Annotated in this window: 20 protein-coding genes; 9 read left to right on the top strand and 11 right to left on the bottom strand. The window is 41.9% G+C overall.

Going from position 1 to position 23,917, the window contains the following annotated elements; genetic code table 11:
- Positions 1–25: 25 nt before the first annotated feature.
- Positions 26–1,054, bottom strand: a complete 1,029-nt coding sequence (locus PHAL_RS0116580; protein ID WP_016709551.1) for an MJ1255/VC2487 family glycosyltransferase — start codon at positions 1,052–1,054, stop codon at positions 26–28.
- On the bottom strand, positions 1,051–1,590 hold the full coding sequence (locus PHAL_RS0116585; protein ID WP_016709552.1) for a phosphatase PAP2 family protein: 540 nt from the start codon (positions 1,588–1,590) through the stop codon (positions 1,051–1,053). The genes PHAL_RS0116580 and PHAL_RS0116585 overlap by 4 nt, the downstream gene beginning before the upstream one ends.
- A gap of 217 nt (positions 1,591–1,807) precedes the next feature.
- Between PHAL_RS0116585 and rraA the strand changes: the two genes are divergently transcribed.
- Together rraA and PHAL_RS0116595 are read left to right on the top strand one after the other, a co-directional pair.
- Positions 1,808–2,305, top strand: coding sequence for a ribonuclease E activity regulator RraA (gene rraA / locus PHAL_RS0116590; protein ID WP_016709553.1), 498 nt, complete (start codon positions 1,808–1,810; stop codon positions 2,303–2,305).
- Between the two features lie 3 nt (positions 2,306–2,308).
- Positions 2,309–3,358 carry a formimidoylglutamase gene (locus PHAL_RS0116595; RefSeq protein WP_016709554.1) on the top strand — a complete coding sequence of 350 codons (1,050 nt, stop codon included), beginning with the start codon at positions 2,309–2,311 and terminating at the stop codon, positions 3,356–3,358.
- 3 nt (positions 3,359–3,361) lie between these two features.
- Here PHAL_RS0116595 and PHAL_RS0116600 read toward each other — a convergent pair whose 3' ends face one another.
- The gene (locus tag PHAL_RS0116600; protein WP_050901596.1) at positions 3,362–5,023 is read right to left on the bottom strand and encodes a GGDEF domain-containing phosphodiesterase; all 1,662 of its coding nucleotides are present in this window, start codon (positions 5,021–5,023) and stop codon (positions 3,362–3,364) included.
- A 128-nt stretch (positions 5,024–5,151) separates the two neighbouring features.
- Positions 5,152–6,399, bottom strand: a complete 1,248-nt coding sequence (hutI, locus tag PHAL_RS0116605; protein WP_016709557.1) for an imidazolonepropionase — start codon at positions 6,397–6,399, stop codon at positions 5,152–5,154.
- Positions 6,400–6,510: 111 nt separating this feature from the next.
- Between hutI and hutC the strand changes: the two genes are divergently transcribed.
- From hutC to hutH, 3 genes are all read left to right on the top strand, one after another.
- On the top strand, positions 6,511–7,224 hold the full coding sequence (gene hutC / locus PHAL_RS0116610) for a histidine utilization repressor (protein ID WP_016709558.1): 714 nt from the start codon (positions 6,511–6,513) through the stop codon (positions 7,222–7,224).
- An 81-nt stretch (positions 7,225–7,305) separates the two neighbouring features.
- Complete coding sequence (gene hutU, locus PHAL_RS0116615) at positions 7,306–8,979, top strand: urocanate hydratase (protein WP_016709559.1); 1,674 nt, start codon at positions 7,306–7,308, stop codon at positions 8,977–8,979.
- 2 nt (positions 8,980–8,981) lie between these two features.
- Positions 8,982–10,514: a histidine ammonia-lyase gene (gene hutH / locus PHAL_RS0116620; RefSeq protein WP_016709560.1), complete on the top strand. Its 1,533-nt coding sequence runs from the start codon at positions 8,982–8,984 to the stop codon at positions 10,512–10,514.
- Here the strand turns inward: hutH and PHAL_RS0116625 are convergent.
- A complete protein-coding gene (locus PHAL_RS0116625; RefSeq protein WP_016709561.1) occupies positions 10,511–11,281 on the bottom strand; it encodes an NADP-binding protein in 771 nt (256 codons plus the stop codon). The genes hutH and PHAL_RS0116625 overlap by 4 nt on opposite strands.
- 129 nt (positions 11,282–11,410) lie before the next feature.
- On the opposite strand from PHAL_RS0116625, the gene PHAL_RS0116630 reads away from it, so the two are divergent.
- Together PHAL_RS0116630 and hemN are read left to right on the top strand one after the other, a co-directional pair.
- Positions 11,411–13,438, top strand: a complete 2,028-nt coding sequence (locus PHAL_RS0116630; protein ID WP_029216208.1) for a methyl-accepting chemotaxis protein — start codon at positions 11,411–11,413, stop codon at positions 13,436–13,438.
- 116 nt (positions 13,439–13,554) lie between these two features.
- On the top strand, positions 13,555–14,928 hold the full coding sequence (gene hemN / locus PHAL_RS0116635; RefSeq protein ID WP_016709563.1) for an oxygen-independent coproporphyrinogen III oxidase: 1,374 nt from the start codon (positions 13,555–13,557) through the stop codon (positions 14,926–14,928).
- A 58-nt stretch (positions 14,929–14,986) separates the two neighbouring features.
- Here the strand turns inward: hemN and PHAL_RS0116640 are convergent, their stop codons facing one another.
- The 3 genes from PHAL_RS0116640 to PHAL_RS0116655 all read right to left on the bottom strand — a co-directional run bounded on the left by PHAL_RS0116640 (position 14,987) and on the right by PHAL_RS0116655 (position 17,461).
- Positions 14,987–15,499 carry a DUF2489 domain-containing protein gene (locus PHAL_RS0116640; protein ID WP_016709564.1) on the bottom strand — a complete coding sequence of 171 codons (513 nt, stop codon included), beginning with the start codon at positions 15,497–15,499 and terminating at the stop codon, positions 14,987–14,989.
- Positions 15,499–16,086, bottom strand: coding sequence for a Der GTPase-activating protein YihI (yihI, locus tag PHAL_RS0116645; protein WP_016709565.1), 588 nt, complete (start codon positions 16,084–16,086; stop codon positions 15,499–15,501). Before yihI ends, PHAL_RS0116640 begins: the two co-directional genes overlap by 1 nt.
- A gap of 742 nt (positions 16,087–16,828) precedes the next feature.
- Positions 16,829–17,461, bottom strand: coding sequence for a c-type cytochrome (locus tag PHAL_RS0116655; RefSeq protein ID WP_016709567.1), 633 nt, complete (start codon positions 17,459–17,461; stop codon positions 16,829–16,831).
- A 294-nt stretch (positions 17,462–17,755) separates the two neighbouring features.
- On the opposite strand from PHAL_RS0116655, the gene yihA reads away from it, so the two are divergent.
- Positions 17,756–18,418 (top strand): ribosome biogenesis GTP-binding protein YihA/YsxC, encoded by a 663-nt coding sequence (yihA, locus tag PHAL_RS0116660; RefSeq protein WP_016709568.1) that lies wholly within the window; start codon positions 17,756–17,758, stop codon positions 18,416–18,418.
- Here yihA and PHAL_RS0116665 read toward each other — a convergent pair whose 3' ends face one another.
- The 3 genes from PHAL_RS0116665 to polA all read right to left on the bottom strand — a co-directional run bounded on the left by PHAL_RS0116665 (position 18,419) and on the right by polA (position 22,622).
- Entirely contained in the window at positions 18,419–18,940 is a 522-nt protein-coding gene (locus tag PHAL_RS0116665; protein ID WP_016709569.1) for a DUF1285 domain-containing protein, read from the bottom strand. It lies immediately after the preceding gene.
- A complete protein-coding gene (locus tag PHAL_RS0116670) occupies positions 18,940–19,527 on the bottom strand; it encodes a YceI family protein (protein WP_016709570.1) in 588 nt (195 codons plus the stop codon). Before PHAL_RS0116670 ends, PHAL_RS0116665 begins: the two co-directional genes overlap by 1 nt.
- Positions 19,528–19,886: 359 nt before the next feature.
- Positions 19,887–22,622 (bottom strand): DNA polymerase I, encoded by a 2,736-nt coding sequence (gene polA, locus PHAL_RS0116675; RefSeq protein ID WP_016709571.1) that lies wholly within the window; start codon positions 22,620–22,622, stop codon positions 19,887–19,889.
- Positions 22,623–23,189: 567 nt separating this feature from the next.
- On the opposite strand from polA, the gene elbB reads away from it, so the two are divergent.
- Entirely contained in the window at positions 23,190–23,840 is a 651-nt protein-coding gene (gene elbB, locus PHAL_RS0116680) for an isoprenoid biosynthesis glyoxalase ElbB (protein WP_016709572.1), read from the top strand.
- Positions 23,841–23,917: the final 77 nt, after the last annotated feature.

The raw sequence follows: 23,917 nt of genomic DNA on the forward strand, positions 1-23,917 counted from the left end.
TTTAAAAACTGAACTAAATTTAACGTTAGCTTACCGCTGACCACAAGTTTTGGTGCAAATCCTCAGTGCTATGCCACTGCTTTGCCACCAACCAATCAACTAATGGCTGTGGATCACTCGGAAAATTAATTTGTTTTTGCCCGGCACTGTGGATCCAATCATCCAAGGCATTGGGGTTTAAATAATTCATAACGTGTGCAGCTTTCATTGCCAATAATGTTTGTGCGTTGGCATCTTGTTCAAACTGTCCTGATAAGGGTTTTAGTAGCAACTTTTTACCAAGCTTTAATGCTTCACTCGACAGTTCAAATCCTGCATTAGCAATCACACCACTGGCATTTGCTAAATCATTTAAAAAGCCATCTCGGGCTGGAGTTCGCAAATGAATATGCCCACTTGATGCATTGCTAGCTTGGGGGTGATAACAATAAAACTCTTTTTCAGGAAAATCGCGTAAGTAATCAATTACGCTATTGAGATCTTCAAAAGGAAGATACACCAATACTTTATTATCTACATTAACAGGGTTGTTATGGTGATGATGAGCAATAAATGGCGGAATGATATTTTGCGCAAAAGGTTGCCAATGCACCCCTAAATAAATATCTGCAGGAGCATAATATTTAATAAATGAGCGCCGAAGTAAGCTGTGTCCAAACATCGGTACTTTAGGCGATAAAAATGCGGCCTGATGGCTCATGCCAATAACAGGCACTCCTTGGCGCTTTGCCGCCCATGCGGTAATAGGTTCAAAATCGTTAAATACAAAATCATAATCAGATACATCGAGCTGTTTTATATCTCTCAGCAATTTACAAAGCCGAGTATTTTTCACCGTGTGAAAGCTATTTACTTGGCCATTTTTAGTACTAAAGGATAAGCCGCGAAAACTACGATAATTTGCAAACTCATCCATATCGAAGTAATTTTGCTGGGTTCGTCCTGAGAACACATAGTCAACCTCAACCCCCATTTGCTTGAACGCCTTCGCCATCACGCGCGCCCGGGTAACATGACCATTGCCGGTCCCTTGAATACCATACAATATCTTCATAAAGTCGCCACTAGTAAGATTGCTAATAAACCACAGCTGCTGCCCATCAATGCACCAAGAACGACATCTATAGGGAAATGAACGCCAAGTAAAACCCGAGAAGTAGCAACACATGTAGCCCATAGAAACCACAAACTAATGAGTTCTGGAAAGTACTGAGCTAATACAACGGCAACTAAAAATGCGCCGGCGCTGTGCCCTGATGGCAAGCTAAACTTATCGCTAGGGACAATGTAAGCCCCTTTGATTAAGCAATCACATGGCCGAATTCTGGCAAAACTATTTTTTGCGACATAATAAATTGGTCGCTCGATTAAAAAGCCAAGTAATAAGGTCATTGCTAAAAGGCGTAACTCAGGTTCATTACTTAACCAACCAAAACCAACAGCAATTAACACGTAAAGCCCCCCATCCCCTGTTTTAGAAAAACCTAAGGCAGAATTTCTTAACCAGTTTGGGGCATTACCATTAAACACCATTAAAAATAAGCTTTGATCAAGCTGGGCCATTTTTTTTAGCATGTTGTTCTCATTCATCACTTGCTCCTTTATGGTGTAAACGCTGTACACAATTTCAGCTTAGGTGGTGAAAATAACAATTGAGTGACGCTTTTAAGACACTAATATTGCTTTTACTGTTTTAGCGCAATAATTGTTTAAAAAAAGAACAAAGCATTGCAATTAAGTCGTTGTTATTGCAATAAAGCAAGGTATACTAAAGTTCAGCTCACGTATCTTCAAAAAGGATAGAAAAATGGATTACAGCACTTCAGATTTATGCGATCACTTTGCCGATGTGGTCGATGTGCTCGAACCTATGTTCATTAACTTTGGTGGTCGTCACAGCTTTAGTGGCCGAATAAAAACCGTAAAGTGTTTTGAAAATAATGAACTGATCCGCGACATACTCTCTCAAGATGGGGACGAGTGTGTGCTATTAATTGACGGCGGTGGCTCGACACGTCGTGCGCTTATTGATATTGAGCTTGCAGAACTCGCCATTGAAAATAACTGGCAAGGTATTATTGTTTATGGGGCCGTTCGCCATGTTGATGAGTTGGAAGAACTTGATTTAGGTATTCAAGCCATCGCTTCGATCCCTGTAGCGGCTGATAGCACTGGTGCTGGCGAAGATGGCATTGGCGTAAACTTTGCGGGTGTATCGTTTTTTGATGATGATTTTATCTACGCCGATAGTACAGGTATTGTGTTATCAGCAGAAGAACTTGAACTGGAAATTGTAGAAGAATAGTCAGTGACAAACCATCTCCATATTTATGACGAAGCGACTGTAAAACCTTGGTGTAGTAGTCGCGCCAATGAAAAAAAAGCATGGCAATCTATCGCTTTGCTCGATACCCATGTAGATCCTCTGCAAGCCATGCAAGATGCCGCACAGTTTGGTATTAAGTATGTGCTAGTAGGGGTGTGCGAAGATATTGGTCCGCGCGCTAATCTAGGCAATGGTGGTGCGGAAGATGGTTGGCAAGCATTCCTTAAACGATTTTTAAATCAACCTGATAACCAATTTTTAGCGAACGAAAAAGTGTTGTTATTAGGTGAAGTCGCAGTGAACGATTTAACCCTTGCGGCACGCGATTTATCAAACCAAGATCCTCAGCAGTTAATCCAATTACGTGAATTATGTGCTCAACTTGATCAGCGTGTTGAGCAAGTGTTGAGTTTAATTTTTGCCGCAGGTCTTGAGCCTATCGTTATTGGCGGTGGTCATAATAATTGCTTAGGTATTATTCGCGCACTCAGCAAACACAAACAAACTGCGATCAATGCAATTAATTTTGATCCACATGCTGATTTTCGTGATTGCGAAGGTCGCCACAGCGGCAATGGCTTTCGTTATGCTTACAATGAGCAGTGCCTAGCTAATTACCATGTAATTGGCATGCATGAACTAAAAAACAATCAAACGATTATTGACGCTTTAGCAACTGCGCAATTTAATTATGACAGCTACCAAGCACTGCAAGTAAAACGCGAAAAAACTCTCACAGAAGCTTGCCAGCAAGCACTTGCAACGCTAACTCATGCTCCTCTTGGGGTGGAAGTTGATTTAGATAGCATTTCATTAATGCCCGTCAGTGCTTACACAAACTGTGGTTTTAGTGTCAGTGATGCCGAGCATTTTGTGCATTTGGCTGCCAGCCAAATAAACAGCCACTACTTGCATTTATGTGAAGCTGCGCCGAATCAACACCCCAGCGGTATGCAGGCAGGAATGAGCGACGCAGGACAAATAATAACTGCGCTAGTGAATGCTTATTTACAAGCCAGAGAGCAGCTATAACAGCTATTGATGCTCAATTTGCCATTGCTTAAGCCAAGAGATCATGCCAACACTACTCAATGGATGACTAAAGTAATACCCTTGTGCAGCGTAAGTATTTAAGCTTTTCACAAAGTTTAGCTGCTCACGGGTTTCAACCCCTTCGCAAATGACTTTCGCATTTTGCTGATTATGCATATCGACCATACCACTTATCAAACTGCGAACATGGCTTTGTTGACTAAAATCGGCAGTTAATGCCGGGGCTATTTTTACATACTCAACCGCTAAATTTGGCAGTTTAGCTAACCAAATAGGGCTATCGCCAAGACCATCCACACACACTTTAATCCCTATGCTATTTATGCGCGACACCATGGCTTTACCCTGCTCGTCTAGGCTCATAAACAAGTTTAATGGGCACTCAATAATTAAATCACCCGCTTGTAGATTATGCTCAGCAAAGATGCGATCGATAAACTCAATAAATTCTTCATTGAGCATTTCTGAACCAAATAGATTGATACTTAAAGGCATACTAATACCTTCCATTCGCAGTGCCATAGCAAGTTCCGCAGCGCGCTCTATTACAAAGGTCGCTAATGGATAGGCAAGCCCAGCCACACGTATATCATCTATAAAACGGTTGGCTGATAAGATCCCTTGTCGAGGATGCTGCCAACGTAGCAATAACTCTAAAAACTCAATTTTTTCATGCTGATTACAAATAATCGGCTGGAAATACAATTCAAACTCACTGGTAAAATCTATATTTGCGAGCTCTTGTAAGCGGGCTTGCTGTTCTATTTGCTCTATTTTCATTTGTTGATGATAAGCAACCACTTGTTGTTGAGGGTGGCTATCTAACGCGAGAAAAGCGAACGAAATTAGATTATCAAAGCTATTTTCTTGCTCATCACAATCTACAAAACTCGCCCGCGCGCTTACTTTGATGGTGCAGTTAGCTACATTAAAAGGCTTTACTGTCGCCCCTAATATTTGATTGATTAGCTGTTCATGTAAGTGTTTTTGGTGGGCTAAATTACAAATAAAAGCAAAGTTAAGTCCACCTAAATGCGCTAACTTCTGCTCACCCGCTAAGCTAATCACTTCATCAATAAGAAGTAATTGCTTAATACGGTTCGCCGACTGCGCAAGTAATAAGTCACCAAAATCACGACCAATATGCTGATTAACTTGTGCAAACCCTTCTAAACGAAATACCACCAAGGCTGCACGCTGTGGGTTATCTTTACGCCACTGATAATAACGTTGGCGTAACAGTGTAGTGTTAGGTAAATTTAATAACGGCGCAGGTTCCATGTAACTGGCACTACTAAGTTGAGTTGTTTCATCTGCGCTAGTTGTCAGCTCTTCATCAGTAAAATAGCCTGATATCGTTAATACTATGCTCGCCAGTACAATCAAATAAAGTGGTGACCCCAATAATAAATGAGCGGCTAAAAATACGGTAAACACCAAAGCAGAACAGCAACTGATTGTTAGCATCGTCCATTTATCTTGCGAAAATGCCAACCATAAATGTAAGCCGATACTGGCTGCGAAGAATAACTCCAAAAAGTTAAGCTCATTACTTAATACTGCCAGCGCTAGTACGCTATTGATCAAGTAACTCAAACGGAATAACGGCTTTTGAGTAACGCACAAAGCGCAGATCATCGCCATTAAAACAGCACCGGCCAAAAAAACAGGTAATTGTGTGGTTAAGTAATGCGCTCCCTGCAGTATGTTCAAGTCCTGTGTTTGTTAATAGCGCAATTAAAAACATCTTTTGAGTACAACATTAATACTGATTAGTTTAGTCTACCCAAAACCCACAAATTTAACAGTTTATTTACGCCTAATTGGTAACTTAATTGCGCAGGGTGGGATATCTGCCAATGTGCTATATCTGCACGCATACCCACTTTCAGTACCCCACGATCAGTTAAACCTAGGGCTTTTGCTGCATTTCTAGTGACACCTGTTAAGGTTTCTTCTGGTGTTAGCCTAAATAAGGTACAGCCCATATTCATCATTAATTGCAAAGAACACAAGGGTGACGTACCTGGGTTAAAGTCGGTTGAGATGGCCATGGGCACATTATATTGCTTTAATAATGCAATTGGCGGCTGCTTAGTTTCACGTAAAAAATAAAATGCACCGGGTAGTAAAACCGCGACAGTACCTGCCGCTGCCATGGCTTTTACACCCTCTTCATCTAGATGCTCAATATGATCCGCCGATAAACCATTAAACTCAGCAACTAGCTGCGCGCCCTGTTGATTTGATAATTGTTCTGCGTGGCATTTAACAGGTAGACCGTGCTTAGTGGCCGCATCAAACACACGACGAGTTTGTGCAGGACTAAAACCGACATTTTCACAAAATACATCCACTGCGTCGGCTAAATTACCCGCAACGACTTGCGTCAACATGTCATTGCACACTAACTCAATATATTCATCACTGCGGTCTTTATATTCTGCTGGGAGTGCGTGAGCACCCAAAAAAGTGGTTTTTACATCAACAGGGTGATTTTCACCCAGTAATCGCGCCACTTCGAGAATTTTCACTTCACTTTCGCAATCGAGTCCATAACCCGATTTAATTTCAACAGTCGTAACACCTTCAGCATAAAGTGCATTTAAACGATCTTTCGCTAATACAAATAATGTTTCATGATCAGCTGCGCGAGTGGCGCTGACTGTACTTGCGATACCGCCGCCCTGTGCGGCAATTTGCTCATAACTTACACCTTGCAAACGCTGTTCAAATTCTTCAGCGCGGGAGCCGGCAAACACTAAGTGGGTATGACAATCTATTAAACCAGGCGTGAGCCACTGCCCTTTTGCCGAAATGATTGGCGTTGCCAATGCATCAAACTGTGGTAACTCGCTTTGCTTACCAAGCCAAGCTATGTGACCATCCTTAATTGCCAACGCGGCATTTTCAATAGCCCCGTAAGGTGCAGCAATACTGCTATCCATAGTGGCAATATTGGCATCAGTGATCAATAAGTCCCACTCCTCACCGTGGTTATTTACAGTTAGATTTGTCATAGCAGCCCCTAAAAAATGTTTTCATCAGTTTAACAAGCTATCTTGTATATACAAGATAAATGTGCCATCTTATAGCCTGTATTTCATTAAAATAACGCAGTGGCTCTGTACATGACGACACCTAAGTTCGCGCAAATAAAACAGTTTATTGTTGATAATATTCGCTCAGGCGCGTGGCTTGAAAACCAACGAGTGCCTTCTGAAAACGAGTTAGCCGAACAATTTAGTGTTAGCCGCATGACTGCACGCCGAGCATTAAGCGAATTAACCGAAGCCGGCATCCTTACTCGTAGCCAAGGCTTAGGGACGTTTGTCGCCAGTTTCAAATCACAGTCATCATTACTTGAAATTAAAAATATAGCGGATGAAGTGAAAGCCCGAAATGGCAATTACAGTTGTACGGTATTAGTACTTGAATCAATCAATGCCGTGGCACCGATTGCCATTGCCCTTGGTGTTGAAGTAGACAGTGTAGTATTTCGCAGTGTGCTGGTGCACAACGAAAACGATCAACCACTGCAAGTGGAGGAGCGCTTTGTTAATCCCGCGCTAGCACAAAGCTACTTACAGCAAGATTTTACCACGTTGACACCGCATGAGTATTTATCAAGTGTGGCTCCGCTGACCGAAGCACGCCACACAGTTGAAGCAATTATGCCCAATAGTGAAATGTGCCAGTGGTTAAACTTATACCATGAAGAACCTTGTTTGCAGGTGATCCGCCGCACCTGGTCATCCGCAGGCATAGTAAGCTTTGCTCGTTTAGTGTCCCCTGGTAGTAAATACCGCTTAGGTGGCCATTTAACATTTAAAAAGCAACATTAAAAGATCATTAATATCAAAATGATGCGCTTAACAGCGTATTTTTTGTAACTAACAAGCTTGTATATACAACAGGAGCACTCCATGAACAATAGACTTGACGAATCGCGTGTGATCCGCGCGCCACATGGCGATAAGATAAGCGCTAAAAGCTGGCTCACCGAAGCGGCTAAGCGTATGTTAATGAATAACTTAGATCCTGAGGTTGCAGAGCACCCACATGCCCTCGTTGTATATGGTGGCATTGGTCGTGCAGCCCGTGATTGGCCTTGTTTTGATAAAATCATCGAAACCCTTGATAGACTCGAAGACGACGAAACGCTACTCGTGCAATCGGGTAAACCTGTTGGGGTATTTAAGACTCACAGCAATGCACCACGGGTATTAATTGCGAACTCAAACTTAGTACCACACTGGGCTAATTGGGAGCATTTTAATGAGCTAGATAAACTGGGCTTGATGATGTACGGGCAAATGACCGCAGGCTCTTGGATCTATATCGGCTCACAAGGCATAGTACAAGGTACTTACGAAACCTTTGTCGCCATGGCAAAACAACACTTTAACGGTGATGCTACTGGTAAATGGGTATTAACCGGTGGTTTAGGCGGTATGGGTGGCGCACAACCACTTGCTGCAACCATGGCGGGTTTTAGTGCCTTAGTTGTTGAATGTGATGAAACACGTATCGATTTTAGAATTAAAACCCGCTATGTAGACGTTAAAGCGACCAATTTGGATCATGCCCTAGAGCTTATCAACAATGCATGCGCTAAAGGTGAAGCGCTATCGGTTGGTTTACTTGGTAACGCCGCCGATGTATTTAGTGAACTAGTTAAACGTAAAATTACCCCAGACGTTGTAACCGATCAAACATCAGCGCACGATCCGCTTAATGGCTACTTACCACAAGGTTGGAGCATGGAACACGCTGCTAAAATGCGTGAACAAGATCCACAAGCCGTAGTGAAAGCTGCAAAACAATCTATGGCAGTACAAGTCACTGCTATGTTAGCCCTACAACAAGCTGGCGCTGCGACAACTGATTACGGCAATAACATTCGCCAAATGGCGTTTGAAGAAGGTGTAAGTAATGCCTTTGATTTTCCAGGTTTTGTACCCGCTTATATTCGCCCATTATTTTGTGAAGGCATCGGTCCGTTCCGTTGGGTAGCGCTATCTGGCGATCCTGAGGATATTTATAAAACTGATGCTAAAGTTAAAGAGCTTATTCCTGATGATAAGCATTTGCACAACTGGCTTGATATGGCTCGTGAACGTATTCAGTTCCAAGGTTTACCAGCGCGTATTTGTTGGGTTGGCCTAAAAGACCGCGCCCGCCTAGCACTGGCGTTTAACGAGATGGTTAAAAATGGCGAATTAAAAGCACCAATCGTGATTGGCCGTGACCATTTAGATTCAGGTTCAGTTGCCAGCCCTAACCGTGAAACCGAAGCAATGAAAGACGGTTCAGATGCCGTTTCTGATTGGCCATTATTAAACGCCTTACTGAATACTGCCGGCGGTGCGACGTGGGTTTCACTGCATCATGGTGGTGGCGTAGGGATGGGCTTTAGCCAACACTCTGGTGTGGTGATTGTTGCCGATGGTACAGATGAAGCTGCCGCACGCGTTGGTCGCGTGCTATGGAACGACCCTGCTACCGGCGTAATGCGCCATGCTGATGCAGGTTACGATATTGCAATTAATTGCGCAAACGAGCAAGGTCTCGACTTACCTATGTTGAATAAGGAATAACCATGTTTGAATATACTCTCACACCCGGCCAGCTCGATTTGGCAACACTGCGTAAAATTAATCTTTCGCCAGTTAAGTTAACGCTTGCTAAAGACAGCGACATCAAGATCGCCGCAAGCGCACAAACGGTGCAAGATGTGATTGATCAGCAGCGTACAGTATACGGGATTAACACTGGTTTTGGCTTACTGGCTAATACTAAAATTGCCGAGCATGAACTGGAACTACTACAGCGCTCTATTGTGCTTTCTCATGCAGCAGGTATTGGCGAATACATGGATGACAGCACGGTACGTTTGATGATGGTGCTCAAAATCAATTCTTTATCTCGTGGTTTTTCCGGTATTCGCTTAAAAGTTATTGAGTTTTTTATGCAATTACTTGAAGCCGAAGTTTACCCTTGTGTGCCCAAGAAAGGCTCGGTGGGTGCATCGGGCGATTTAGCACCGTTATCACACATGTGTTTACCACTATTGGGTGAAGGCGAAATGCGTCATCAAGGTAAATTAATCAGCGCTGCCCAAGGCCTAGAAATTGCCAAGCTTGAACCGCTAACACTTGCCGCTAAAGAAGGCTTAGCTTTGTTAAACGGCACTCAAGCTTCTACTGCATTTGCTCTGCAAGGCTTATTCCGCGCCGAAGACTTATATGCACAAAGCTGTGCTATTGGTTCAATCAGCATTGAAGCGGCTATGGGTAGTCGCTCACCATTTGATGCGCGTATTCATGATATACGTGGTCAACGCGGGCAAATAGATACCGCAGCCATCTTCCGTGAACTGCTTGGTGCACAATCGCAGATCAGCGAAGCCCATGTTGATTGTGAAAAAGTACAAGATCCATACTGCTTACGTTGTCAGCCACAAGTGCTTGGAGCCTGCTTAACACAAATTCGCCAAGCCGCAGAGGTGTTATTGTGTGAGTCAAATGGTGTTACAGATAACCCATTAGTTTTTGCAGATGTCGGTGATATTATCTCTGGTGGTAACTTCCATGCCGAGCCAGTTGCAATGGCAGCCGATAACTTAGCGTTAGCGATTGCCGAAATTGGCGCCCTTGCGGAGCGTCGAATTGCCCTATTGATTGATTCAAATCTATCAAAACTGCCACCGTTTTTAGTTGAAAATGGTGGGGTTAATTCGGGCTTTATGATTGCGCAAGTAACAGCGGCAGCACTGGCATCTGAAAATAAATCACTGGCGCACCCTGCGTCGGTAGATAGCCTACCAACGTCAGCAAACCAAGAAGACCATGTTTCAATGGCAACCTTTGCAGCGCGTCGTCTTGGTGAAATGGCCAATAACACCCAAGGTGTATTAGCCATTGAATGGCTTGCCTCCGCGCAAGGGTTGGAATTTAGAAAACCATTAACAGCTTCTGTAAAAGTAGAGCAAGCTAAAGCTATCTTGCGTGAAAAGGTCAGTTACTACGATAAGGACCGTTATTTTGGCCCTGATATCGAAGCTGCCAATACGTTATTGCAACAAGGTAAACTATGTAACTTGTTGCCTACGGGCATTTTACCTTCGTTTTAAATAGCAAATTGATAATTAAAACCTAACGCTTCAATAGCCGAACCATTGATGATGCGTTCGGCTATTTTGTCACTAATAAAGGTGGGCGCTTGCGTACCATACTGCTGACACTTCTGCTGATAATAATCCGCTTTAGTTGGATGCGCGGGATTCACAACATTGTATATTGGCGCTGCCACTTGCCAGTTATCCAGCACCGTAAGTACCGCATTAATTACATCTTGCTGCTGCACCATATTAACGGTTTGTCGACTCGAGCCACGTAATTCTTTACCCGCCACAAACCTACCTGGTTCGCGATCAGGACCAATTAAACCACCTAATCGAAGTACCTTTCCCCCCGCATTTAACACTAATTGCTCTGCATCAATTAGTGGCTGTTGACGTGCAGTGCTTGCTTTAACCTCACTTTGCTCTGTATAGATTGCATTATCTTGATCGTACACAGCTGTTGATGAGCATAAGAGAAACCCTTTTGCCTTCATAGACTCAGCAAGCTCAATGGCCAGCGTCAGAGTTTCTAAATAGTGGCTGTCTGCGTGTCGGCTACGAGGCGGTATTGCACATACCCACCACGCATTATGTAAATCAAGTTGATGAGTTAGCTTATTGTCTAGCAATACTAGCTGCCGTTGAAAAGCATGTTGGTGTACATTGCTGCGGTGCGTACCTTGTACGTCCCAGCCTTTAGCCTGCTGTTGTAAACACAAGGGCTGACCCAGCCAACCTGCACCTAATACAATTAACTGGTCTTTATTTGTACCCATTACGTAACATCACCCTTACAATTTTATAAAATTTCATTAATTTGTCTTATCAGATACCATAGCACTACGTATCAAGATATGGTTAGATAAGAGTGCTTACTCTACTAAATAACAAAAATGTGTGCACTTATGCTTAAAAATCTATCATTGCGAAAAAAAATACTATTACTGATCGGTGGCACTATAAGTGTCTTATTACTGATTGCCTCTGCGTACTTTGTTAATCACATTGCCGCTTTGTCTCGACAAAGTATCGAGCGTGAAGCCCACAGCTACTTGCAAAGCGAACAACTATCAATGCAAAGCTATTTTGCTCAGTACGGAAAAGTAGTAGCCACTTTTGTCAATAATCCGCATTTAGTAAACTGGTTTGATAATTGGGAAAAACGTGACCAAACCTTACAAGGTGCACCTGGATATGATGAAATAAACCAAGACTTTGTGCGCATTAGTAGTAAAGACGAAAATATTTTATCCGCCTTTTTTGCATCAGCAAAAACCGGCGAATACTTTAAAGAAAATGAGCGAACCACTCATTACAATAACGAGCCCTATTATGCGTATAAACGCGGCTGGTGGAAAGATGCATTAAAACTAAACCGCTTATATGTAGGGCCAATTTCTGTTGATTTAACAACAGGCAATGCCTCAGCCGTCGTACAACAACCTGTTTATGATCAACAAGGTGAACTCATTGGTTTTGGTGGTGTTGATTTACAACTCAATAAAATCAATAAAATGGTTGAAGATATTCGCTTTAACGGCCAAGGCTTTGGCTTTTTACTCGACGGCGATCAAAAAGTGGTGCACTTATCAAATCGTACCAACCACAAGTTATCGATTACCGATGAAGGCCCTAACGGTAAAGAAGGGCTAGAAGTACTAGAAAAACAGTTTAACAACACTCAAGGGTTTGCTGAACTTAACCAGCTGATGAAAAATAACATAACAGGCGATGCTAGTGTTACTTTGCAGGGCCAAGCGTATTTTGTGGTGTATCACCGTCTGCAATTAGAGCATCCTTATGTAAATTGGTATGTGGGAATTTTAGTACCGCGCAGCTTAATTGATGAACCAGTCAATGATGCGGTAATGACTACCACCACCTCGGTGGTTATTATTTTGCTGATCATCATTGCCATGATCATCTGGGCCACACAAATGATCTCAAAGCCTATCATCACCCTAACCCATATTATGCGCGATATTGCATCAGGGGATGGCGATTTAACCCAAACTATTACCATAGATAGTAAAGATGAGGTTGGCCAACTAGCTCATCATATGAATACCTTTATTGATAAGCTACGTGTGATGATGTTAGACACCGCACAACAAGCAAAACAATTAACCAATGCCGCAGCGCAGTTAAATTTAGTTTCACAAAAAACTAATGACGAAATCCAACAAGAGAAACAACAAGTCGACAGTGTAAGTGCTGCAGTAACTGAAATGGCCACCACCGTGATGGAGATTTCTCGCAATGCCCAACACACCAATAATGCCGCTGAAGAAGTACAACACATCTCTGTTGATGGAGCAAAACGTTCGCAAAATGCACAAAGCGTAATGACTGCATTAGCAGAACATATCGGTGAGGCGTCCAAGGTTGTGGCTGGTTTAGAGCAAGAAAGTAGTAATATTGGCGCCGTTGTTGATGTGATCAACTCAATTGCCGAGCAAACGAACCTCCTGGCACTTAATGCCGCTATAGAAGCTGCTCGTGCCGGTGAGCAAGGTCGTGGCTTTGCTGTGGTTGCCGATGAGGTTCGCTCCTTAGCGAGCCGCACCCAAGAATCTACTGATGATATTCGCAATATGATTTCACGCTTACAGCAAATTGCGCAGCAAGCATCCACTATGATGCAGCAAGGACAAGAACGCGCGCAAAGCTCAGTTACGCAAACACAAGAAGTGCTTGACGCCCTACAGAACATTGCCGATTCCGTCACTAAAGTACAAGATCAAAGTCATCATATTGCCACTTCAACTGAGCAACAAACAGTGGTAGCAGAAGATATCAATAACAGCTTAGCGGCGATTAATAACTTAGTAAATAATACCGCTGATCATGCTCTTGAACTTGCTGATGAAGCTCGGGAGCTGAATGATTTGGCAGCATCCCTTAATAAAACTGTCAATCAATTTAAGCTTTAATCCCTCTTTAAACTACTAACAAAGAGTGCTCTCGTAGCACTCTTTTTTGTTGTAGATCAATACTCAGCCAAGTTGATTTTTTTATAATGACGCAAACTTTATTAAAGGCGCGCGTGATGATTAATTTACCAAAGTGGGATCAAGACTTAATAAACAAATACAATATTTCGGGGCCAAGATACACCTCTTATCCAACCGCCTTGTCGTTTAGTGATGGCTACCAGCAGCATGATTTGATTAAGGCTATCAACTCATCATCAACCAACAGCCTCTCTGTCTATATTCATATCCCCTTTTGTAGCCAGCTTTGCTATTACTGCGGCTGCAATAAAGTGATCACCCGCCATCAATCAAAAGCAGATCTCTACCTCGATTATTTAGAGCAAGAGATCATCGCGCAAGCAGCGCTATTTACCAGTTACCAAGTAGAGCAATTACATTTAGGCGGGGGCACGCCAACCTTTTTAACTGCGGCGCAAATGGCGCGTTTAATTGGCATACTCGAACAGCATTTTAACTTTGCTCATGATGCTGAACGCGGAATTGAAATTGACCCCCGCTCGCTTGCCGATGATATGTTAAAACACTTACGCTTTTTAGGCTTTAATCGTGTGTCATTTGGTATTCAAGACTTCAATGATGAGGTTCAACTTGCGGTTAATCGCCCGCAAAGTGCTGATGCAGTAAAAAGCTTGATCAGTGAAGCACGTGAGCTTGGCTTCAAGTCAATCAATGCAGATATGATATATGGCCTGCCTTTACAAACACCTCAGAGCTTTAAAGAAACCATAGAGCAGCTTATTGAGCTGAGCCCTGATCGTGTCTCTGTGTTTAACTATGCGCATTTACCTGAGCGCTTTGCCGCACAACGAAAAATTAAAGACGCCGATTTACCCAGCGCCCACGATAAACTCTCCATGTTTAAAAATACCCTAGAACAAATGAGTGAAGCAGGATATCAATTCATTGGTATGGATCATTTTGCCAAAACCAGCAATGAATTAGCCGTGGCACAAAATAGCCAACAATTGCATCGTAACTTTCAAGGTTACACCACGCATGGTGACTGCGATTTACTCGGGTTGGGTGTGTCATCGATTTCGCAAATTGGCACCGCTATTTTACAAAATCAAAAACAGCTAAAACAGTATTACCACGCGATAGAAACTCAACACGGCAGTGCAATTACTAAAGGCATGCAACTTGATAATGATGACCTAATACGCGCTGAAGTAATCAAACAACTGATCTGTCATTTTCAGTTGGATATGCAAAGTATTGCTGATAAGTACCAACTCGACTTCACAGACTACTTTGCCAGCTCCCTCAGCGCCCTTGAGCCATTAATTGCTGATGGGATGGTTGTTATCAATGAAAAATTGATCACCGTCACTGCGCGCGGTAATTTGTTTATTCGTATCATTTGCATGTGCTTTGATACTTACTTGCAGCAACACATTAAAAACACCCGCTTTTCACGGGTGATTTAGTTAGCACGCACAAAAAAGCAGACCTAGGTCTGCTTTTGCTTTATGTGTTATCACAAATCTAATTAAAAACCACATTCTCGCTGCCTGGCGCTGCTTTGAAATCTTCAAGGATTTTCTCACAATCAGCTTTGATTGCCTCGGCATTACTTTCTTCAGCACGCCAGCGCACAGTATCCTGTTTAAATATTTCTTTTTTAGAATATTTTTTACGCGCATCATGAGTTGGCATTTCTTTTACGACTTCATACATTGCGAATATGCCCGGATAACGTTTTGATAAATCATCATCGTCTGCAAAGCTATATTGCGACATTAGCACCCATATACGCAAGCATCCTTCAGAGTACTCACACTGCTCTTGATGCATTGCGCGAGCGATTAGATGAATGCTATCAGCCAGCTTTGCATTGCGTTCTAAACGCGATTGAGCGAGCTTGGCTTGTTGCTTTGCTTGCTCTTTCGCTATTAGCTTTTTTTGCGCACTGAGCTTATACAGTAATTGGCCAGCATAAAATGCCAGCCCTGCAATGATCACAGCACCAACACACAGAGCTAAGATCAGCATATTCATTATTTATCATCCTCGTCATCATCTAACCACTCGTTGGCTAAATCGTTCGACAAATAATGATCAAAATCGCTATTGCCTTCGTCACTGAACTGTTCGTCAGCAAAGTCATCTGCATCGTCTTCAATGCCAAGCAATTCACATAACTCTTGATGACGTGCAATACGGCTATTAAAGTATTTAGCATCTTTACCAGTTAACATTTGGCCACTTTCATGCAGCTCAACCAGTTTTAATAAACGCTCATCGTTCTCTAGCGCTTCAAGTTCTTGCTCTGGTGAAAGCTCAGGTTGTACGACTTTTTTCAGTTCAACTTGTGGCTTTAAGTTACGTTTAAGTTCAATAACCGGCTCAGGCGCAACAGCAATCAAAGGAATTGGCTTTTTGCTGCCAACACGCTTGTCTTTATTTTGCTGATTGGTTTTGCTTTCTGGTTGCAAAGTCTCAATCGAATTACGTGACCCTGGTTTAGCACCTTTGGTTTTTTTAACGCGTTGCTCTTTTAACGCACGCATTTCTTTAAGCTTATCTTGGCTTAAACGAACCGGACCGTTAGACGGGATTTTACGTGACTTTTTCTTTCTGCTCATATCTTGATCATCTCACTTAAGAGGTTTTGCACAACGCGCGTTTTTGGCGTTGCAATGCTGGCCTTGCCAGAAGAATTCGGTTTGTGCGGATTGAGGTTGGGTAACTCGACTACTAGCGCACTTTCTAAACGGTGGCTATTGTAACAGGACAAATAAAAAGGCGGTAGAGAAAACATCTCTACCGCCTGCTAATCTGAGCGACCATTTAACTGGACACTTCTCCCTTCGACTTTTTAGTCTTTATTATTGTTATTATTTTACTTATCCATATTGTTATTATTTTTACCTTCCGTGTAACATTCCATTTTATTGTTATTTTAAACTTCCATGAGATTTTATTATTCTCGGTCTTCATTGACTCTTTTTTAATATTCCCTTGGTGACATCAACCGATGCCTATCCCCGATAATCGTGTCACACTACTTTCCGTGTAGTTTAATCCATTTTGTTCTTATTGTTTCAGCGACAGGGGTTAATTTACGCATTAATAATTTTGTTACAACTAATTTATATAACTTTTCTTACACAACATAAATTGCAACATTGTGAAAACATTAAATTACAACAAGTTATAATAAAAACAAAAATAAAAATAAGATTTAGCTTACAGCTTGGTATGGTCAATGTCTTACAAGAAAGAGGGAAATATCAACTAGAACACGGGTACAAAAAAAGCAGCGTACGCTGCTTTTTGTAACTAATGTAGAGTTTAGTCTTAAAAATAAAACTAAACCATACTACTTTAGTGTAGACCGCCTAGGTACTTCGAAAGCACTTCGATATCTTTGTCTGTTAGCTTTTTAGCAATATCTTGCATCATGCCATTTAAATCATTATTGCGTGTACCATCACGGAATTTTTCAAGTTGTGACTTGATGTATTCAGGATGTTGAAAAGAGATCTTTGGAAATTTAGCTAATGATGAACCATTACCACGAGGGCCATGACATGCTGCACATGCTGGAATACCACGCTCTGCATCACCGGCTTTATAAAGCATGGCGCCAACTTCAACTACATCTTTAGGGGTTGCACCTTCAGACATATTTAGTGACGAAAAATAAGCCGCCACGTCTTTCATGTCTTGATCGCTTAATGGCATTGCCATTGCGCTCATGACAGGGTCCATACGACCTTCTTTACCACCTGAAGTCATGCCTGATTTCAAATCGACAAGTTGCTTATAAATGTAATCTGCGTGCTGGCCTGCAAGTTTTGGGTAGATATTAACCGGCGCGTTACCGTCTGGGCCGTGACAAGCCGCACACGTTGCTGATTTTTCTTTACCTGCGTTTACATCGCCATCAAATGCTGTTGCGTTGCTTGCTGACAACGCACCAAGCAATATAGTTAAAGATAGTGCTATTTTTTTCATGGTGAATTCTCTGTTTCCGACCCTGTATCATCTACAATATGGATGTTGTGATTTATATATTCTACACGATAATAAATTCTCTGGCACGTTTTCTACTCATATTAAACTTATAAATTATAGGGTTTTGACCTAGATTAAGCTTTAGAGCTATCATTTTTGCTTATTTTAGGCTGCTATCTTAGTCCAAATCAGCTTTTTAATACGCCAGTAATAGTATAAAATGCACCGCTTAAGTGAACTTTAATAAGAAAGTTTACTCGCTGTAATACTTAAATTAAGTTTCTAGGAGAGCCTGTGCTCAAATCTCGTATCAAATATAACACTGCGTCGTTCGTAACCAGCGCCCCAGATATCACTAAATTACCTACTGATACGGGAATTGAAGTTGCCTTTGCTGGCCGCTCTAATGCTGGTAAATCAAGCGCCCTTAATGCCTTAACAGATCAAAAGTTAGCACGTACCAGTAAAACCCCAGGTCGCACCCAGTTGATCAATACTTTTGAATTAGCTGATGTTGATAATATGCGACTAATCGATTTACCTGGCTATGGGTTTGCTAAGGTACCAATCGAAATGAAAAAGAAATGGCAAAAATCACTTGGTGAATACCTGCAAAAGCGTCAAAGCTTAAAAGGTATTGTAGTACTGATGGATATTCGCCACCCTCTAAAAGATTTAGACCGTGATTTAATTAACTGGGCAACTAGCAGTGAAATTCCGGTGCTAGCGCTATTAACTAAAGCAGACAAACTAAAGCAAGGTGCACGTAAAGCACAAGTTTTGCAAGTTCGTCGCGAATTAAGCACATTAGAGGGTGACATTACCGTACATGCATTTTCATCGTTAAAAGGCACTGGATTACCTGAAGTTGCAAAAAAATTAGATGAGTGGTTTTTAGGACCGATCGTTGCAACCCCGCCAGCTGATGCAGAACCAACAACAGATACTGACGCGTAATTACATCGATAAGTAAAAGCGTTGACCCGCAGATTGAATGAAATAGCCTTGCTGATCAGTATCGGCTATTTCAGCCCACTGATAAAACACACTTCTAGAAACTCGCGCGCTACAACCATTCGGTAATTGGATATATGGCACAACTTGCCCTTGATAGTGCTGTACTACAATAGGTTGTGATGGTGTAATTAACCAAGTTCTCGCTAAATTATCGGTACAACACAACACTTGACCTTGCTTCGTCATTTCAAAGCACCAATCAACCACAATAAAAGGTGCATCACGTACTGTGATAGCTATTTTTTCGACCGGTGTTTTTAAATAATATGCTCCCTGCTCCTTACAAAGCACAGCAGCAAATAGCTTAACCATGGCAAGGCGATTAATTTTACTACCGGCGTAAAACCAGTCACCTTGTTCATTGATTTCAATTGGCAACTCACCACAATGTACTGGCTGCCAATCATCAAAAGGCTTGCCTGGTTGCTCAAGCAATTTGGCAAGCTCAGGCAAACTTTGCATTATCTATCTTTATTTAACGTTAATGAAAAGTCTACTGGAATAGCGGTTGCAATTGATGGTAAGCCCGCTAATTTTTGCAGCTCGGCAATCCCTTCTGTTACAGCAAAATCACTCGCATTGATGATAATTGGGCTAAGCGATGAAATGGTGATATCACCCATTGGCGACATATTTGCTAACACATCAAATTTAATTGTTTTTTTATTGCCATGAAAATCAAGTTCGGCACTAATCCCCTTTAATAGGTGCTGCCCTGGTGCGATTGCTTGTAAGCGCTTAGTTAAATCAGCAGTGATAATTGCTTTAGGAAACTTAGCAGTTTCAAATAACAAGTTGGTCATGCGCTCATTACGAATTGGGATCATCGTTTCAACAGATGCCAAATCAATTTCGACTTTAAACTGACCTTGATCAGATAAGCCACCCGAGACCGATTTAAAGTAATGTGCCTCAGCAATACTATTTGATTTGATCGAGATAAAGCTCACTTTGCTTTGATCATTATTAACATGCCACGCCGCATTCGCAAGTGGTGCCAAAAGTAGACTAGATAGGGACAAAGTGGCGACAGCCATAGTTTTAAACATAACGCATTCCTTTAATAATGAGAATTATATTGATGTTAGCACTGATAGAGTGAAGTGCAATGGCGAGATAAAAAAAACAACCCAGTAAATTAATACTGGGTTGGTATAGCAAACTGGGGAGAAGCTATCAATACGTTGCACCCTTGCGAGTGCATCATCAACAGGATGTCCTACAGGATGAGGACGCGCGGACTTTACCAAACTAATAGTGAGAAATAAACTAAATACAGGTACAAACTAGCAGAATTGATAAACAAATAACGAATCCTACAAATAATATTTTTTTTTAACGCATAATTAACAGCAGCGAGTTAAAAATAAAAAAGCGCCAGAAGGCGCTTTTATAGTCGTCGGCTCAATTAATGAGCTTGTTCCCAGTTGTCACCACTATCGGCTTCAACAACCAAGGGGACATCGAGTTTTGCCGCATCTGACATTAACTGACAAATCTCAGCTGTATATTGCTCTACACAGTCTGTTTTGATTTCAAATACCAATTCATCGTGTACTTGCATTAGTAACTTAACGGTACTTGGTGCCTGTTCATACACCCATTTATTTACCGTTAGCATGGCCTTTTTAATAATATCGGCGGCTGTGCCTTGCATCGGTGCGTTGATTGCAGCACGCTCCGCTCCTTTACGACGCGCACCATTACGGGCGTTGATCTCAGGTAAGTGTAAACGTCGGCCAAAAATAGTTTCAACGTAGCCATTTTCAGCTGCTTTTTCACGGGTTGATTCCATATACTCAAGCACTCCTGGGAAGCGCTCAAAATACTTATCAATATAATGCTGTGCTTCATGGCGTGGTACATCAAGTTGACGCGCGAGGCCAAATGCCGACATACCATAAATTAAACCAAAGTTAACCGCTTTGGCTTTTCGGCGCATATCAGTCGTCACCTCTTCTAGCGTAACACCAAATACCTCTGCAGCAGTAGCACTGTGTACATCAAGGCCATTAGCAAACGCATTGAGCAAACCTTTATCTTGCGATAAGTGCGCCATGATCCGTAGTTCAATTTGACTGTAATCGGCTGCCACTATTTTGTAGCCATCCGCTGCGATAAAAGCTTCACGAATGCGGCGCCCTTCTTCTGAACGAATTGGGATATTTTGTAAGTTAGGATCGGTAGAACTTAAGCGTCCCGTTGCTGTAACCGCTTGATGGTAAGAGGTATGCACACGGTTAGTTTGCTCATTGACCATTAACGGCAGTTTATCGGTGTAAGTCGATTTAAGCTTAGATAAACCACGATGCTCAATGATCACTTTCGGTAATGGGTAATCATGAGCGAGCTCTTGCAGCACTTCTTCAGCGGTAGATGGCGCACCTTTCGGGGTTTTTTTAATAACCGGTAGTTCAAGTTTTTCAAACAACAACACTTGTAGCTGCTTTGGTGAACTTAAATTAAACGGTTCGCCAGCTATGTCAAAAGCTTCTTTTTCCAGCTCAATGAGTCGCTCACCTAAACGTTGGCTATGCGCTGCTAACATTTTACTATCAATTGCGACACCGGTACGTTCAATATCTGAAATAACACTCAGCAGCGGTAGTTCAATCTCTTCAAACACTGATTTAAGCTTTTCATCTGCAGCTATTTTTGGCCATAACACCTCATGCAAGCGCAGAGTAATATCCGCATCTTCAGCGGCATACGGCGCGGCTTTTTCAAGTTCAATTTGGTTAAAGGTTAGCTGTTTCTTGCCTTTACCAGCAATCTCTTCAAAGCTAATATTTTTATGACCTAAGTATTTAAGTGCTAATGAATCCATATCATGACGCGTGCCTACGCTATTAAATACGTAAGATTCAAGCATGGTATCGAACTTTATACCTTTGAGCTCAAAGCCAGCATTGGCTAATACGCTTTTATCGTATTTAAGGTTTTGCCCTACTTTCGCTTTATTTTCATCTGCTAGAATTGGCCCTAGCTTAGCCATTACCGTCTCTAAGCTTAACTGCTCTGGCGCACCTGGGTAATCATGGGCTATAGGTAAATACACCGCTTCACCAGCTTTTACTGCAAAGCTCATCCCAACAAGTTTGGCTTGCATGTAATCAAGGCTAGTCGTCTCGGTATCAAACGCAAAAAGTTCAGCCTTATTCAGTTGCTCAACTAAGGTATCTAATTGTGCCTGTGTGAGAATGGTTTCATAGTGAGCGTCTGCAACCTGAGGTAGTTCATTCGCTTCACTTGGCACAGCCAAATGGGTATCGGCATCTTTTGGATTATCCAGTAATTCAGCCAACCAACGACGGAATTCACATTCGCCATATAAGGCAATTAATTCATCACGATTAGGCTCTTGCAGTTTGAAAGTGTCTAGATCAGATTCAACCTCAACGTCGCATTTGATCGTAGCCAGTTCATAACTTAGTGGTAAATGATCAACAGCGGCAGCCAGTTTCTCACCGATCTTCCCCTTGATCTCCCCAGCATGTTCAAGCACACCTTGTAATGAGCCATATTTTTGCAACCACTTAACCGCTGTTTTAGGGCCGCAGCCATCTACACCAGGAATGTTATCGACTTTATCGCCCATTAACGCCAAGTAGTCGATAATGAGCTCAGGGCCAACCCCAAACTTTTCAAGCACCGTTTCAGGATCTGAAATACTATCAGTCATCGTATTGATCAAAGTGACATGCTCATTAACTAACTGAGCCATATCTTTATCGCCAGTTGAAATCAATACATGACGCTGTTGCTCTGAGGCAATGCGTGCAAATGTGCCAATCACATCATCGGCTTCTACACCTTCGATGCTAATAAGCGGAAAACCCATCGCTTTAATAATATTATGTAGTGGTGCTATTTGCGTACGTAAGTCATCAGGCATCGGTGGGCGATTGGCCTTGTATTCACTGTACATATCATTACGAAACGTTTTCCCTTTAGCATCAAAAACCACCACCATATGACTGGGATCGTACTGCTTGATCAAACTTTTCATCATATTAACTACGCCATAAATAGCGCCTGTAGCCTCACCTTTTGAGTTAGTTAAATGTGGTGGTGAATGATATGCACGAAATAAATATGATGAGCCATCAACTAAAATAAGTGGATTTTCAGGGATCTGAGCCATGGTGTAATTGGATCCTAAATGAGAGAAAACGAAATAATTATAAGCATGCCATAAGGGCACACATAAAACGACTGCCAATTAAACTTTGTTTAAGCAAGCAAATAAGAGCAAGCTGTGGATAACTATGTAGATAACACCCACAAAGGATTCCTCCAAAGTAGTTAAAACTACCCAGAAAAACAGTAAGCGTTTGTTTTATTTAAAAAAGATAATGCGAGGTTCTTTTTTTATTATTTTTATAGCAATGTGGAAAAGCATTTTATCGCTTCCCTTCATTGTGCTTTTTGGTACAACTAATAACGGTTAATTCATCCCTTGTAAATAACCGGACGAGCATTCTATCACAATGGATCAAAGATCATAGTGATCCTTTATAATTTTTTCCTCTTACTCCTCTTTTAAAAAAGCATATAGCACGTTTTTACTCATCCTCAGATGAATTAAAAAAGTAAAAATAATCTTTAATCGATCATCTGCAAGATCATAAAATGATCTTACAAAGGTCACGACGAACACTAAAAAGCCATGCTAAACTAACTTTATGAAACATAAATAAGGGCCAATAATATGAAAAAAATAGCTGTAATTTTAGCAGGTTGTGGGGTTTATGATGGTGCAGAGATCAACGAGGCCGTATTAACCTTATTACACATTGCTAAAGCTGGCGCAAGCTACCAATGCTTTGCCCCTGATATTGAACAATTACATACCATCAACCACCTCAATGGCGAAGAAATGCAGCCAAATCGCAACGTACTGGTTGAAGCGGCACGTATTGCCAGAGGGGATATAAAAGCACTATCCGAATTGGACGCTAATGACTTTGACGCGTTAATAGTACCTGGCGGTTTTGGCGCAGCTAAAAACCTCTGTGATTTTGCTATTAATGGCACACAAGCACAATTACACGCTGAGATGCTGCGTGTAGGAAAAGCATTTGCAGATACTAATAAAGCAGCAGGTTATATGTGTATAGCACCCGCTATGATCCCGTTGATCTACGGCAATGGAGTTAAAGCAACCATAGGCAATGATGTTGATACTGCCGATGCATTACAAAAATTAGGGGCTCAGCACATTACTTGCCCAGTTAATGACATTGTTATTGACGAGCAACACAAACTCGTAAGCACACCAGCATACATGCTTGCAGAATCTATTTTAGATGCCGATGCAGGCATTGAAAAGTTAGTCAGTGCCGTATTAAAAATGAGCTAACTCAAATTTAAAAAAGCCGTAAATCAATTGCTTTGCGAGAGCGATTTTATTGCGCTGGCGCAAAAAAGAGTGTTTTT

The sequence above is a fragment of the Pseudoalteromonas haloplanktis ATCC 14393 genome, from assembly GCF_000238355.1.
GTDB classification, from domain to species: Bacteria; Pseudomonadota; Gammaproteobacteria; order Enterobacterales; family Alteromonadaceae; genus Pseudoalteromonas; species Pseudoalteromonas haloplanktis.

Excerpts from the sequence above, each read along its gene's own strand:
- PHAL_RS0116630 (WP_029216208.1), top strand. The coding sequence starts at position 11,411 with ATGCTTAAAAATCTATCATTGCGAAAAAAAATACTATTACTGATCGGT.
- yihI (WP_016709565.1), bottom strand. The coding sequence starts at position 16,086 with ATGAGCAGAAAGAAAAAGTCACGTAAAATCCCGTCTAACGGTCCGGTT.
- PHAL_RS0116670 (WP_016709570.1), bottom strand. The coding sequence starts at position 19,527 with ATGTTTAAAACTATGGCTGTCGCCACTTTGTCCCTATCTAGTCTACTT.
- PHAL_RS0116640 (WP_016709564.1), bottom strand. The coding sequence starts at position 15,499 with ATGAATATGCTGATCTTAGCTCTGTGTGTTGGTGCTGTGATCATTGCA.
- PHAL_RS0116585 (WP_016709552.1), bottom strand. The coding sequence starts at position 1,590 with ATGAATGAGAACAACATGCTAAAAAAAATGGCCCAGCTTGATCAAAGC.
- PHAL_RS0116600 (WP_050901596.1), bottom strand. The coding sequence starts at position 5,023 with ATGGCGATGATCTGCGCTTTGTGCGTTACTCAAAAGCCGTTATTCCGT.
- PHAL_RS0116625 (WP_016709561.1), bottom strand. The coding sequence starts at position 11,281 with ATGGGTACAAATAAAGACCAGTTAATTGTATTAGGTGCAGGTTGGCTG.
- hutU (WP_016709559.1), top strand. The coding sequence starts at position 7,306 with ATGAACAATAGACTTGACGAATCGCGTGTGATCCGCGCGCCACATGGC.
- hutI (WP_016709557.1), bottom strand. The coding sequence starts at position 6,399 with ATGACAAATCTAACTGTAAATAACCACGGTGAGGAGTGGGACTTATTG.
- hutH (WP_016709560.1), top strand. The coding sequence starts at position 8,982 with ATGTTTGAATATACTCTCACACCCGGCCAGCTCGATTTGGCAACACTG.
- PHAL_RS0116655 (WP_016709567.1), bottom strand. The coding sequence starts at position 17,461 with ATGAAAAAAATAGCACTATCTTTAACTATATTGCTTGGTGCGTTGTCA.
- hutC (WP_016709558.1), top strand. The coding sequence starts at position 6,511 with ATGACGACACCTAAGTTCGCGCAAATAAAACAGTTTATTGTTGATAAT.
- elbB (WP_016709572.1), top strand. The coding sequence starts at position 23,190 with ATGAAAAAAATAGCTGTAATTTTAGCAGGTTGTGGGGTTTATGATGGT.
- polA (WP_016709571.1), bottom strand. The coding sequence starts at position 22,622 with ATGGCTCAGATCCCTGAAAATCCACTTATTTTAGTTGATGGCTCATCA.
- PHAL_RS0116580 (WP_016709551.1), bottom strand. The coding sequence starts at position 1,054 with ATGAAGATATTGTATGGTATTCAAGGGACCGGCAATGGTCATGTTACC.
- PHAL_RS0116665 (WP_016709569.1), bottom strand. The coding sequence starts at position 18,940 with ATGCAAAGTTTGCCTGAGCTTGCCAAATTGCTTGAGCAACCAGGCAAG.
- hemN (WP_016709563.1), top strand. The coding sequence starts at position 13,555 with ATGATTAATTTACCAAAGTGGGATCAAGACTTAATAAACAAATACAAT.
- rraA (WP_016709553.1), top strand. The coding sequence starts at position 1,808 with ATGGATTACAGCACTTCAGATTTATGCGATCACTTTGCCGATGTGGTC.